The sequence below is a fragment of the Sphingobacterium sp. UBA5639 genome (assembly GCF_002421245.1).
Classification (GTDB): Bacteria; Bacteroidota; Bacteroidia; order Sphingobacteriales; family Sphingobacteriaceae; genus Sphingobacterium; species Sphingobacterium multivorum.
Window position 1 is genome coordinate 266,205 of the sequence record NZ_DIJR01000005.1, and the last position, 14,694, is coordinate 280,898.

Sequence of the window (14,694 nt, forward strand, 5' to 3'; positions counted from 1 at the left end):
AAAATACGTTGGTTATTTCCCTAAAGCAAATATGTTGATGTAGTACAACTTTGCCAAAATTTAACATATTCACATCACTACTACATGAAATTTCCGCTTGCTCAGGCTACCTTTTATTGTATTTTATGTTTTTGATAATCAGTATTTTGTGTTGTTGTTTTTACTGAAATAACACGAGCTTTAGTGTGTTTTATACACTAAAGCTCGTGTGTGGTAATGATGTAGTGTCTGTGATGAAAATTTAACGTTCCATCAGGAATTCAGAAAGGTTTTTGTCTGTTGGAATGCCTAACTTTTTGCGTAATCGATAGCGTCTAATCTCGACACCGCGTGTACTAATGTTGAGTAATGAGGCAATTTCCTTACTCGACATATTGAGCCTTAAATAGGCACATAGTTTCAGATCATTGGGGACGAGATCAGGAAACTCTTGTTTCAATTTCTTGAAAAAATTCTCATGTGATTCGTTAAAGCTTCTTTCAAAAATATGCCAGTCACGATCGTCGTTATGGGCATCATCGATAAGCTTGTTTATCTTTTTCAATTCATCCGAACTCAGCTTGTTGCCATCAGCATCTTTAAGCTGTTTGAGCTCGGCGTGTAAATTGTTCAACATCTCATTTTTGTAAACGATATTGAGTGCCGCATTGGCAAGTTCTTTATTTTTTAATTGAAGCTGATCTTCTAATTGCTGGTTTTTAAGTTTAATCCAGTCCTTTTCTTTTTGCTCTGTTTCGCGTTCCAAGGCAATCTTTTTCTCTTCTAGCCATTTTCGCCGTATTTGAAACTGACGCTTGCGCTCCCGTTGAAGATTAAACCTGTAAGCTAAATAGATGAGCGTTATCAGGACGAGTGTATAAAATAACTTCGCCCACCAAGAAAGAAACCATGGATGCCGAATGGTAAATGAAAATGTCTGGACTTCCGAAACTGACCCCATATTGTCCTTCGCCCTGATTTTAATTTGAAACTCTCCATAAGGTAGATTTGTGAAATCTTGATAGGCAGTTTCACTCCATTCGGACCAATTGTCTGAGTAACCTTCGAGATAATATTGGTATTGAAGTGGCGAAGTCGAATAATATGGACTTGAAAAGCTAATTCTAAGATTATTGTCTGATGATGATAGTTTAAACGCTGAATCTGGGATAATAGCCTGGCCTGTTGTCAAGTTGACAAGTTGCGCTATTTGCGGAAGTGGCAACCTGTATTTTTGTGATTTATCGGCATGACGGTAGATCGCAAATCCATCATCTAAACCGATGAGATAGTATTGGTTTTCAATCGGGAGAATGTTTTCATAGTTATTCATCATTCGATCCTGTAAGGGACTGAGCAGATTGGAGTCAATATGCAATTTGCCCTTACTGTCAAAATCTACTTTAGCAATTTTAGTCTTCTGAATAAACCAGTAGCTGTTTGTATTGATCGGTATGACCTTATTTGAATTTTTATAGCTGCCTAACGCTGTGTTTAATTCATTGGCATAGCTGAATTTTTTCACAATATTGTCGAATTGGAGAAATCCGCTGTCTGTAGCAAATACAAGATTATTTTCTAAGGTATAAATCCCCGTAAATTGCCTCTTTGAAGCGATACTATCCTGTTTGGAGGAAAATAAAATCTTTGCCTGCTGGAAATTCGCATCAAGTCCGAGTAGTTGTATCTGTCCCCAATCGCCAATCCAAAAGGCATGGTTATCTTTTTGCGCCAAGAATCGAACCGGTTCTTTAACGCCTGTGAACTGCTGAACGAACGCTAGGTGTATACCATCGAACGTGAATTTCGATAAGCCTGTATAGTTCCCCTGAAGAATATTTTTTGTTCCAAAAATAGGTTTGAAAACCCATCCTCCGGTAATCTGAGAGATCTTTTCAAGCTTCCCGTTATCTAATTTGAAGGTTCCGTCATTATGTCCACAGATCAACTCATCACCAAATTGTGCTAATGTCCAAACCTGACCATTTGAATTTGGAATCTGAGAGAAATTTAATGAATTGTAATTGGTCAATCCCTTCCATTCACTTGAAAATAAGCCCTTATTAGTTCCAAGATAGATTTTTCCCTGATAGATGATCGATGTATAAACGGTACCTATTTTTCCGACAAAATCAGTGTAAAATGATAATGGGGAATTGATTTCAATGCGGTCAATGCCATTATCAAGTCCCACCCAGATATTCTTCTGATTGTCCTTGACAATGCTGAGTACAGTATTGTTTTGGAGACCATTGTTTTTATTGATATGTTGAATGACCTGCCCATTTTTATTGATGATAATAACACCGTTTTGGATGGTGCCAAAAGCATATTGTCCATCGTAGAGGTATAAGCCATTGTTTATTTGTGACTGGCTTAAGAGCTGATTTGCCGGAGCAGCCCAGGGTAGGATTGTTCCATCGGCTTTCATCAGGTAGAGGCCGTTTCGCGAGGTCGCAATAAGCGAAGTCGTTGCGTCGTAAGGTAAGATGGCAAGTACATTTTTGTCTTTCAAGACATCTTTTCCTTTTACAGGGATTAATTTATCCTGTTTAAATTCATGCAGGCCACTTGGCAGCTGTTCAAAAAATAATTTATTGTTGAGCTGATGTGGAAATAAAAAAGGCTCACCTTTAGCCGTTAATTGTCGTATACGATTGTTTTCCCAGATATAGGATTTCGAAAATGTATGAAAAAATACCCGTTGGTCTTCTACAATGATTTTCCAGATTTCTTCGTTTGGAAAGTAGGTTTTGTCCTGTACCAGCTTAGAGAGACTTTGATAAGTCAAGTTTCCAAAGGGTTTGGAAGTCCAATAGCCAAATTCACCTCTTCCACCGGTGTAAATCTTGCCATCTTTACCGATTGCGACACTTCGTACCGTGGAATGATTAGGAAGCGGAAAGATGCGCCAATATTGTCCGTCGAACTGCAATAGACCTTCGGTATTGGCACTATAAATACGACCATCTTTGTCGACTGCCAAAGACCAGTTTTGATTTCCAGCCTTGTATTGGTCTTTTTTGTATTGTTTGACAAAAGGCGTACCTGTGGGTATGATTGTTTGACAGTAACCCTCGGGCAGTAAAAAAAATAACATGCTGCAAAACCAAAATATATAGACGTTCCTATATTTTTTTGTTGTCATCGACTCCCTCACTTTGAATTGATTTGGGGGCAATATATCGATTTTATTGCAAAATTGATAATCTCTAGCGTTGTAGGACGCTCCGGCAGATCGCTAGCTTATTTTGAAGATCAACCGATCGATTGTCGGAAGAAAAATTAGCAGCTGCCAAGGGGGGGGGTATTTTTCTTTTTTTTTAAAAACCATTTAATTGTGTTGAAAATCAGGAATGAAGCCATTTATTCCACTAATTTGAACAAAAAATACTCCTTTTGCTGTAAACGATTTTTGATATTTGAGTTCATTTACTTCGTTAAATAACCAAATAAACCAAAACAACTATGATAACACCGATGACCAAAACGGTAGGTAAGGGGTTGCTTTTATTTTCGTTGATGAGCATGTCTGCACCGGCGGTGCTTGCTCAGTCGCAAATAAAGATATCCGGAAAAGTAAGCTCCTCAACAGGCGAGCCTCTTGCGGGGGTTACCGTACAGATAAAGGGGGTGAAAAACGGCACTGTAACCGATGGGGCCGGCAATTATCAGATTCTTGCGCGAGATATTGATGTCCTGATATTTTCGCTGGTAGGCAAAGAGAAAACCGAAGTCCAGGTCGATAAGAAAGATCACATTAATCTTGTACTGCAGGAGTCCAGTAGCCTGATTGACGAAGTGGTTGTAGTAGGCTATGGTACCCAGAAAAAAAGTAATCTAACGGGTGCTGTTGCTGCTGTCGATGGAAAGGTGCTTAACAAACGTATCGCTACAAATCCAACGCAGTTACTTCAAGGTCGCATGCCCGGACTTCGTGTTACCCAAGGATCGGGAGAAGCGGGGAATGAAAATGTGAATCTCCAGGTACGGGGATTGGGTTCCTACGGCGCCTCTTCTGCTCCACTGGTTATCGTAGATGGTATCCCCGGTAGTTTGGAAAATTTGAATCCCCAAGCAATCGAGAATATCACCGTATTGAAAGATGCCGCTTCAGCTGCTATCTATGGGGCAAGAGCAGCAAATGGAGTCATTCTTGTGACGACAAAACAGGGTAAAGCTGGAAAAACACAACTGAGCTACGATTATAATGTCGGAATTACCAAGGCCTCAGCTCTTCCAGACCTCGTATATAATTCCGTTGATTACATGACCTTGTATAATCAGGCAAATAAAAACTCGGGTGTCACAAATCCAAATGCTTCCTTTAGCCAGGAGATGATTGATGCCTACAAAAATGCAACAGATAAAAGATTATATCCCGATTTTAACTGGTTAGATGCTGTCTTTAGAACTGTCCCGGTGCAAACGCACAATTTAAGCTTAAGCGGTGGTGCCGGAGGAACAAATTACAACGTTATATTGGGCTACGTCAATCAGCCTGATATTATGATCGGGACTTCTTTTAAAAAGTATAATCTACAGCTTAACCTAGGTTCTAAAATAAATGATCGGATAAGTTTTGGTTCAAGTATCACCTTGAATTATGGGGATCGGAAATATCCTAGAAACGGTAGTGAAGATCAGTTTTTGTCTACCATTAGTCAATCACCACTTTATGGACCTGTATTACCAGATGGTAGTGGTCGTTATACGTCTAGGGCATATCCTTTTCAATCCCCAAATAAAAACCCTGTTGCAGTTGCCGAAAATGCATTTACAAGGCTGAACAATTATTTTATGCAAGGCAATATTTTTTTAAATGTGAAAATATTGGATGGACTGGATTGGAAGACAAGCGGCGGGCTGACGTATGGTTTTACAAAAAATTATACCAACAAACCTGTGATTAATCAATACATGTGGTTCGCCAAACCGGATGACCTACCCGCCAGACAACTTGATGTAGGTGGTCAGGGGCTAGAAGTAACAGACGACAACAATGTATATCCAGTAGGGTATACGCAATTGACTTACGATAAGTCTTTTGGAAATCATAACTTGAAAGTACTGGCAGGAACCCAGGCAGAATATAATAAAACACAAAAATTGTTCGGAAGTAGGCTGCAATTTCCCAACAATGACCTGCTTGAGCTTGATGGTGGCGGAGCCGGACAGCAATCAAATAACGGTGTCACCAATGAGTGGTCATTGAGGTCTTATTATGGTCGGTTAAACTATGACTACAAAGGCAAGTATCTACTCGAAGGGAATGCGCGTTATGACGCCTCTTCACGTTTTCCTGAAAATAGAAAATGGGCGTTTTTTCCTTCATTATCTGGAGGTTGGAAAGTCTCGGATGAAAACTTTTTTGGTCCGAAATTGAAAGAAGTTGTTAATGAACTAAAGTTAAGAGCCTCCATTGGAACATTGGGTAATCAAAATATTGGTAACTATCCATATCAGATTGTTTACAATTCTTCTTTTGCTTATCCTTTTGATGAAACGCTCCAACAGGGAGCTCGTCAGGTAGCCATGGCCAATGACCGGATCAAATGGGAAAGTACCAAAGTCTTGGATTTCGGTGTAGATATCGGTTTATGGAACAACAAATTGACCGCTTCTTTCGATTGGTATAACAAAGTAACATCAGATATTTTATCTGCATCTACAGCCTTCCCTTCCTATATTGGGCTGACTGCACCGACCGTCAATTATGGTGAATTGCGTAACAGAGGTATAGAGCTAGGCCTTCAATACCGTGATAAAATTGGAGCGGTATCCTTGACCCTCAATGGAAATATTCAGGCCAATCGCAACAAGGTGATGAAATATGGGGCCGAACGTATCTCGGGCAATACCATTATCCGGGAAGGTTTACCTTATGGTAGTTTTTACCTTTTGGAGAACACGGGCATATTCCGTTCGAAGGAAGAGGTGGCAGCTTCTCCAGTGCAACAGATTCCAGCACAACCGGGCTATCTGAAATTTGCTGACGTTAATGGAGATAAAGTTGTGGACAATAATGATCGAATTGTCGTGCCCGGAGCGTATCCAGATTTCGATTACTCCTTTAATGCGACGGCTGTTTGGAAGAACTTTGATTTTACAGCCTTTTTCTTTGGTTCCCAGGGACAAAAAATATTTGTGAGTGAGTGGGGAATCGTGCCCTTTAGGCAAGGCGGAACGTTCACTCGCGACTGGATGAACGCTTGGACTCCAGAGAATCCGAATGCATCGCTTCCAATAGTGGGTGCTGAAAATACCCCTGCGGCAAATAATGTACGGACTGCATCGACTTTCTTTTTAAAAGATGGATCCTTCTTGCGCCTTAAAAATATTCAGGTAGGCTATGCTATTCCACAGAGCACCTTGTCCAAAGCTGGTATTTCTGGCCTTCGCATTTATTTTGCAGCGGATAACCTGCTCACATTCTCCAAGTTCCCTGGTTTAGATCCCGAACGTGGCGTTTCATCGAGCGGTGGTGCAACATCAGGACGTTATGTGACTCATCCGCAGAATAAAGTATTCGCATTTGGGGCGAGCATCACATTCTAATCGAGTGGTAACTAAAAAAAAATTACAGATGAAAAAGAGCGTAAAAAAAACATATCTATATTTAAGCTTAGCAGCCTTAGCTGCATTGGGTAGCTGTACAAAAGATTTTTTAAATAAAAATCCAACAGATAAAATTTCGGAGTCAACCTTCTGGAAAACGCAGACTGATGCTGATTTGGCACTGTCGGGCTGTTATGAATTTCTGTGCCGAGGATACAATTCGACGTCTTCATCCAATGCACGTGGTGGCTGGGGTGGAGCAAGTATGTTTTGGGATGGGCTTTCAGACGATGCTTTTGTGTCCAGTACCTCCAATAACTTCAATATTATTTCGCGATCCGGAATCACCTCGACAACGGGTGGCATGCAATCTGAGGGCTATGAGATTTCGTATCAGGCCATTGCAGCATGCAATAAATTGATTGCCAATATTGACCGTATTACAAGCATGAGCCAGCAGGACCGTGACCGATATAAAGCAGAGGCTCGTTTTATCCGCGCCCATTACTACTTTTTGTTGACCAATCTGTACGGTGATGTGCCATTGACTTTAGAACCTCTGGGCATGGACGATGCGAGTATTCGGCTCGGTAGAACACCTAAAACCAACATTATCGAAGCGATTTTGGCAGATTTAGATTATGCGAGTGAAAAACTGCCTAATACAGGGTATAAAGGACATGCTGTGCGGGGATCTGCACTGGGGTACAAAACAAAGGTGTTGTTGACGGTGAAGAAATGGGCGGAGGCAGCTGCAACAGCGAAGATTGTTATGGATGAAAACAAGTTTTCGATCTATCAGGGTGGATACCGCGATCTGTTCCGAAAGCCGGGACAAAATAATAATCCCGAAATCATGTTTTCCGCTCGATTTTTACCACCCAATATGTATAGTCCGGCAGATATGATGTATTCTTATCTGAAGACCATACAACCGCTGGGTTATCTGGTTGATTCTTATTATGCCATCGATGGAAAGGATATTAAAGAATCGACAGTTTACGATGCTAAAAATCCTTACGAAAATAGAGATCCACGGTTGAAGTCAACAATTATGTACCGCGGTGTATGGCGCGGAACTACAGCATCTTCCGCTTTTGATCCCGTTGCCGAGGGCGTGTTGGGTGGTTTTTTACCGAGAAAGTATATCAACGAATCGAAATGGCCAACAAGTTACGCGACACAAAGCGATCAGGATTGGGTATTCTTGCGCTATGCCGATATTTTATTGATGTATGCAGAAGCGAAGAATGAAAGTGCAGGGCCTGATCAAACAGCTGTGGATGCATTAAATAAGGTAAGATCCAGGGCTGATGTGAAAATGCCGCTCGTACAGTTTAGCGGTTCGCTGACAAAAAATGAATTCCGCGATATTATCCGTCATGAACGGCGGATTGAATTGGCTTTGGAAGGTCAACGTTATTTTGACTTGAAACGTTGGGGGATGATCAAAGAGGTGATGGATAAAACCAAAGATCCGGATGGAGCTTCACGGTTATTTATGGCAAGAGATACCTTATGGCCAGTACCGCAATCTGAGGTAGACATGGCCAAGAGTTTAGGTAATGACAATTTTAAGCAAACACCGGGTTTCTAAATTAAGAAAAAGAAAGATTTAGGTATGAGAGCTATATATAAGATGTTTTTGTCAATTGTCCTCATCACGGTGATAGGGAGGGGATCATTGAATGCGCAGGTAAACCGCTTGCCCGATAGTGTACGCATGAAATGGTGGGAGGAAGCCCGGTTTGGTATGTTTATCCATTGGGGAGTATATGCACAGTTCGGCGGTGTTTATAAGGGACACGAACAGGCACGTGGTGGAGCAGAATGGATTATGAACCGATCAAAAATTCCAGTTGATGAATATCAGGCCATTGCGAAACAATTTAATCCCATCGCCTATAATCCAGACGAATGGGTACGCATGGCGAAAGATGCGGGCATGAAATATTTGATTATCACAGCCAAACACCACGATGGTTTTGCACTCTTTGAAACAAAAGCGAGTAAGTGGAATATGGTGGACGCTACGCCCTATGGCAAAGACGTCTTGAAACCTTTGGCCGAAGCCTGCCGAAAATATGGACTGAAGCTTGGCTTTTATTACTCACAGGCGCAGGATTGGAATAACCCTGGTGGGTCGGCTGCTCGTAAGTTAATGCGAGAAGGCTGGCCTAATCCAGATTCAACCCGTATCGATGACTACACGCTAGCACATCATGGCCATTGGGACCCCAAACAAGAAACAGCGAGTTTTAGTGACTATATCAAAAACGTATCCGTACCTCAGGTCAAAGAATTGTTGAGTAACTATGGCGATATTGCTGTACTATGGTGGGATACGCCAACCAATATGACCGACGAAGCTGCAAATATGCTTCAGGACCAATTGGCATTACAACCCAATATTATCACGAATGATCGATTGAAACGGCCTAATTTCCCCGGCGATACCAAAACGCCGGAGCAAAAAATTCCAGATTGGAGTGAACTCGAAGGCAAACATTGGGAAACCTGTATGACCATGAACGGTACTTGGGGCTACCGCACATCGGATCATAAATGGAAGTCTGCCGAAACCTTGATCCGCAATCTCGTTGATATTGCTTCCAAAGGTGGAAATTACCTGTTGAACGTTGGCCCAAAACCCGACGGATCCTTCCCCCAGGAGAGTATAGAACGTCTGGCTGTAATTGGCAAATGGATGAAAGTCAATAGTGAAGCGATCTACGCAACCAAGAGTAGTCCTTTACAGCCATTTGAATGGGGGCGGTGTACCCTAAAGGAAGATGGAAAGCGGACTTATTTGTATGTCTCGGTATTTGACTGGCCAAAAAATGGCCTAGTTGAACTTCCGATTGAAAATAAAGTTGTAAAAGCGAGCCTTTTAGCCAATAATCAAGTGTTAAAGGTAAAATCGAATGCCAATGGTATTCAGATTGCCGTGCCTGAGCAGGCCATTGATTCTGTTGCTACAGTGATTAAAATCGAAGTAGCAGGCAAATTTAAGCGCGAAAATGGGCCCGGAGCAAAGAACATGAAAACTGGAGCTTTGGACGAGTAAGGCCGATAAGATGGAAAGCAGATACTATAATAGCATAATGAAGAAAAGTAGATTGAATAAAATAGTTGCGTTGTTGTTGACTTTTGGAGTTTCTCAGCTCCATGCTCAGGAAGTTAAGCGGATTGATCATGGCTGGGATTTCTTAAAGAGCGATCTGGGTGGAATCTGGGAAGCTGTAAGACCGGTGGGAGCCGGTAATCCCGAATCTGTTCCATTGTGGCAGCAGGTAGATCTACCGCATTGTTATAATGCGCTGGACGCTGTTGATCCAGCTATCAATTATTATCAGGGACCCAGTTGGTATAGAAAATCGCTGGAGATTGACAACCCCTATTTAAATGGTCACACCCTCCTTCATTTTGAAGGAGCCGGACAAAAGACAGCTGTTTATATCCATACCGTTAAAGTTGGGGAGCACGTTGGTGGATACGACGAATGGACTGTGGACATTACGGATGCGGTTGAAAAGTTTAAAAAAACAGCTGCTTTTAAAAAACAGTTAAAGGGTAAAATACCGCTTTCAATTCGTGTGGATAATTCGCGTGATTTAGAAATGATCCCCTCCAATCTGTCTGATTTTAACGTCTATGGCGGTATTTACAGACATCTAAACCTGAAATATGTTCCGCAGACAGCCTTGGAACGTGTATTTGTTGAGGCGTCAGTAGGGGCTGATGGCAGGCAGGGGGTAGCCAACGTCCGTGGACGACTGATGCCATTTTCGGCTCAGACTAATTTTGAAGTCGAAATGCAGCTCTACGACCCCGCTGGAAAAATCGTGCAAACCCAGCAACCGCAGGTTAATAAGGGCGCATTAAATCTTGAATTTGGACAATTCATGGTCAAGAAGCCACAGCTTTGGAGCCCTGATCAACCGGCTTTATACCGTTTAGTTACGACAATCAAAAGCAATGGACAAGTATTTAAGGAAGAGAGTGTCTTTGGCTTTAGACATGTAGCGTTTAAAGAAAAAGGTCCTTTTCTGCTGAACGGGAAAAGACTTTTGCTTCGCGGTACCCATCGTCATGAAGACCATGCCGGAGTTGCTGCAGCAATGACTGACGATCAGATCTTACAGGAGATGACCCTGATGAAAGAGATGGGTGTAAACTTTATACGCTTGGGACATTATCAGCAGAGTCGTAAAGTGCTTGAGGCCTGCGATAGTCTGGGTATTTTGGTTTGGGAAGAGATTCCATGGTGCAGAGGTGGATTGGGTGGAGAGGTCTATCAGCTTCAGGGAAAACGGATGTTAACCAATATGATTGAACAGCATTATAATCATCCATCGGTCATTATTTGGGGCCTCGGCAACGAAAATGATTGGCCCGGTGATTTTACGGAGTTTGATCAGGCGAAGATAAGAGCTTATATGAGTGAACTCAATGGCTTAGCTCATCAATTGGACCCAAGCCGGAAAACAGCGATACGACGTTGTGATTTCTGTAAAGATATTGTTGATGTTTATTCTCCGTCCATTTGGGCGGGTTGGTATAGAGGCGTTTATACCGACTATAAAGCAGCCTCCGAGGAAGAAATGAAAAAGGTAAAGCATTTCCTTCATGTGGAGTGGGGCGGGGATAGTCATGCAAGACGACATGCAGAGGACCCTGACCGTGCTCTAGCTAAAATCAAAGGTGATGGTACAACAGATGAACGGGCAGGCGATGCGTCGCTCATTGGTGGAGCAGCACGCGTTTCTAAAGATGGCGATTGGAGTGAAAGCTACATCTGTAATCTCATCGATTGGCACTTAAAGGAACAGGAAACCATGCCTTGGCTCACGGGAACAGCCTACTGGCCATTTAAAGATTTTTCCACTCCGGTCCGGCCAGACAATCCTGTGCCTTATGTCAATCAGAAGGGTGTTGTTGAACGGGATTTTACCAAAAAAGAATCGTACTACGTATTCCAGTCGTATTGGACCGAGAAGCCAATGTTGCATATTTATGGCCATAGCTGGCCGGTCCGTTGGGGTGAAAAAGACGAGTCGAAAATGATCAAGGTGTATTCCAATGCCAAGGAGGTTGAGCTTTTTGTCAATGGCAAAAGTCAAGGACTAAAGAAAAGAAATAGCCAAGATTTTCCAGCGGCAGGTTTGCGCTGGATGGTGAAACTGAACGAAGGAAGCAATCAGATTAAAGCTGTCGCGAAAAACGGCCGGGAAATTCTCGTGGATGAAATTGAACAGCAGTATCAGACAAAAAAGTGGGGTAAACCGGCAAAACTTCTTGTGGAAAAAATTGCCACGGAAGGCGATATGATCACTGTGCAAGCTCAAATTGTGGATAATACCAATACCCCCTGTCTCGATGCAAAGGATTGGATCTATTTTGGTTCGACCGGCGATGGTCAGTTGATCGTCGACCAAGGCACTTCTACGGGGTCGAAAAAAGTGCAGGCCTACAATGGTCGTGCATTGATTAAGCTTCGACTGCCTTGGGGAAGCGCTGTGGTATCAGGCCGGATGGAAGGATCAAAAAGTACCTTGTTAACGATAGAAAAATAACACAAGATGTTAAAAGCAACGAATCATTTGAACTTCTTTTTACTGCTCGGCCTTATGGGGTCGCTTGCGCCATGCCGTGCACAAGGCAATTCGCCGCAGCTCAAGCTTTGGTATGATCAACCGGCCGCGCTCTGGGAGGAGGCACTACCGCTAGGCAATGGCACTACAGGAGCGATGGTCTTTGGTGGGCTAAGTAAAGATAGGTTTCAAATTAATGATAATACCCTATGGTCGGGTGAACCCGATGCGGGCAATAATGCAAACGGCCCGCAGGTTTTACCCCAGGTGCGCCAAGCCATCTTTGCTGGAAAATATGAAGAGGCAGCAGTTCTTTGGAAGAAAATGCAAGGACCTTATTCTGCCCGGTATTTACCTATGGGCGATTTATGGTTGGATTTTCACCAGGACGAAAAAAAGATAAAAGATTACAAACGGGAGCTGGATCTGGAGCGAGCGATCAATCTGGTCAGTTATTCCTATCAAGGTGTTCAATACCTAAGAGAAAGTTTTGTCAGCTTTCCGGATAAAGCATTGGTTGTTCGACTGAAGGCCGACAAGAAAAAATCAATTACATTCGACCTTTCCTTAACCAGTAAGCTAAAATACAGTGTTTCAGCGCAAGGGAATAATCAGCTGACCTTGCAGGGTAAAGCACCAAGTTTTGTCGCCAATAGGGATTATGAACCCCAACAAGTCGTGTACGACAGTATTGGCGGAAAAGGGATGGCTTTTGCGATGCAGGTAAGCGTAAAGAATATCGGTGGCGTGGTAAAAAAAGAGGGGGATAAGCTTAAGATCATAGGCGCTGATGAGGTGATTTTATTTTTGACGGAAGCGACAAGCTTTAACGGTTTTGATAAGTCGCCGAGTCAGGAAGGTAAAGATGCCACGCTGCTCGCAAAAAACCGCATGCATACTGTCTCCAAAAAGAATTTTCAGACCATACTCTCCGATCATCAAAAAGATTATCAAGCACTATTCAATCGAGTAGCCTTTGAGCTGGCTGGTACCTCTGCGCATGATAAATTGCCTACAGATCAACGTATCATACAGTTTTCCAAAGGACCGGCCGATTTGGGGCTGCTGACACTGTATTATCATTTTGGACGGTACTTGTTGATTGCCAGTTCCAGACAAGGAGGGAGACCAGCTAATTTACAGGGGATCTGGAATGATCATGTGCAGCCGCCCTGGGGAAGTAATTACACGACCAATATCAATACAGAAATGAATTATTGGCTCGCGGAAAATACCAACCTTGCAGAATGTCATCAACCCTTGTTTGATTTTATGGATGAGCTGGCTATCAATGGGGCCAAAACAGCATCGATAAATTACAATATCGATAAGGGCTGGGTTGTTCATCATAATTCCGATCTATGGGCCAAAACTTCCCCTCCGGGCGGATACGATTGGGATCCCATAGGAATGCCGCGCTGGTCGGCATGGCCTATGGCAGGAGCCTGGTTGAGCACACATCTATGGGAACACTACCGTTTTACGGGTGACAAAACGTTCTTGAAGGAGAAGGCCTACCCCTTGATGAAAGGGGCAGCCCAATTTATGTTGCAATGGCTGATTGCGGATCTCGGAAATAAATATCTCGTCACCAATCCGTCCACTTCACCTGAAAATACAATTAAAATAGCAGGTAAGGAATATCAATTGACCATGGCCTCTACCATGGACATGGCGATCATTCGGGAGCTTTTCACAGCTGTTATTCACTCCTGTGCTATACTGAACGTTGATCCTGAATTTAAATCAGCACTAGAACAAGCGAAGGAAAAGCTTTATCCCTATCAGGTGGGGCAATATGGACAATTGCAGGAATGGTTTAAAGATTGGGATGATCCAAAGGACCAGCATCGGCATATTTCCCACCTATTTGGATTATACCCGGGCAATCAGATCAGCCTTGCAGAAAACAAGGCTTTGGCTGCGGCCTCCAAGCGTTCATTGCTTTTAAGGGGCGATGTGAGTACCGGCTGGTCGATGGCCTGGAAGACAAATTGGTGGGCGAGGCTTCAGGATGGAAATCATGCCTATAAAATCCTCAAGGATGCCTTAAATTTTATTGATCCCAAATTGGACCGTGCGCAGATGAGCGGTGGCGGAGCCTATCCGAATCTATTTGATGCACATCCACCTTTTCAAATAGATGGGAATTTTGGTGCTACGGCGGGAATGACTGAAATGTTGCTGCAGAGTCATGATGGAGCCGTCCACTTGTTACCGGCCCTACCTGATGAATGGTCTGCTGGGACGATAAAAGGAATTAAGGCCAGGGGAAACTTTACCGTAGATATTGCCTGGAAAAATAACGTATTGACCGAAGCAATGATCGTGTCCAATATTGGTGGTGTTTGTCGTTTGCGTACACCTTTACCCGTTAAAGTTGTCGGTGTCGAATCAAATCAGGCAGCTGTCACAGACAATGCGCTATTATATAAACCGGAACAACTTCCGTATACGGTAGCGGATTCTTCCAAACTGCCCCTTTTAGCTGGTCCAAAAACGTTTGAAGTTCAATTTGAGACCATAAAAGGTAAACGGTACCGTATTGTTCCAATGTAATTCA

6 protein-coding genes are annotated in these 14,694 nt (G+C 42.9%); 5 read left to right on the forward strand and 1 reads right to left on the reverse strand.

Translation table 11 applies throughout. The features are described 5' to 3' along the window. Positions 1-241: 241 nt before the first annotated feature. Positions 242-3,079 (reverse strand): helix-turn-helix and ligand-binding sensor domain-containing protein, encoded by a 2,838-nt coding sequence (locus B4Z90_RS05015; RefSeq protein WP_286754361.1) that lies wholly within the window; start codon positions 3,077-3,079, stop codon positions 242-244. Positions 3,080-3,447: 368 nt separating this feature from the next. Between B4Z90_RS05015 and B4Z90_RS05020 the strand changes: the two genes are divergently transcribed. From B4Z90_RS05020 to B4Z90_RS05040, 5 genes are read left to right on the forward strand one after another with little or no spacing between them, the layout of a single operon-like run. Then, complete coding sequence (locus tag B4Z90_RS05020) at positions 3,448-6,537, forward strand: SusC/RagA family TonB-linked outer membrane protein (protein ID WP_286801539.1); 3,090 nt, start codon at positions 3,448-3,450, stop codon at positions 6,535-6,537. Positions 6,538-6,565: 28 nt separating this feature from the next. Next, the gene (locus B4Z90_RS05025; protein WP_286801540.1) at positions 6,566-8,134 is read left to right on the forward strand and encodes a RagB/SusD family nutrient uptake outer membrane protein; all 1,569 of its coding nucleotides are present in this window, start codon (positions 6,566-6,568) and stop codon (positions 8,132-8,134) included. Between the two features lie 24 nt (positions 8,135-8,158). Further along, positions 8,159-9,604, forward strand: coding sequence for an alpha-L-fucosidase (locus B4Z90_RS05030; RefSeq protein WP_286801542.1), 1,446 nt, complete (start codon positions 8,159-8,161; stop codon positions 9,602-9,604). 37 nt (positions 9,605-9,641) lie between these two features. After that, on the forward strand, positions 9,642-12,113 hold the full coding sequence (locus tag B4Z90_RS05035) for a glycoside hydrolase family 2 TIM barrel-domain containing protein (protein WP_286801544.1): 2,472 nt from the start codon (positions 9,642-9,644) through the stop codon (positions 12,111-12,113). 6 nt (positions 12,114-12,119) lie between these two features. Next, complete coding sequence (locus B4Z90_RS05040; protein ID WP_286801546.1) at positions 12,120-14,690, forward strand: glycoside hydrolase family 95 protein; 2,571 nt, start codon at positions 12,120-12,122, stop codon at positions 14,688-14,690. Positions 14,691-14,694 lie beyond the last annotated feature (4 nt).

Coding starts and splice junctions, on each gene's coding strand:
- B4Z90_RS05015 (WP_286754361.1), bottom strand. CDS start 3,079: ATGTTATTTTTTTTACTGCCCGAGGGTTACTGTCAAACAATCATACCC.
- B4Z90_RS05020 (WP_286801539.1), top strand. CDS start 3,448: ATGATAACACCGATGACCAAAACGGTAGGTAAGGGGTTGCTTTTATTT.
- B4Z90_RS05025 (WP_286801540.1), top strand. CDS start 6,566: ATGAAAAAGAGCGTAAAAAAAACATATCTATATTTAAGCTTAGCAGCC.
- B4Z90_RS05030 (WP_286801542.1), top strand. CDS start 8,159: ATGAGAGCTATATATAAGATGTTTTTGTCAATTGTCCTCATCACGGTG.
- B4Z90_RS05035 (WP_286801544.1), top strand. CDS start 9,642: ATGAAGAAAAGTAGATTGAATAAAATAGTTGCGTTGTTGTTGACTTTT.
- B4Z90_RS05040 (WP_286801546.1), top strand. CDS start 12,120: ATGTTAAAAGCAACGAATCATTTGAACTTCTTTTTACTGCTCGGCCTT.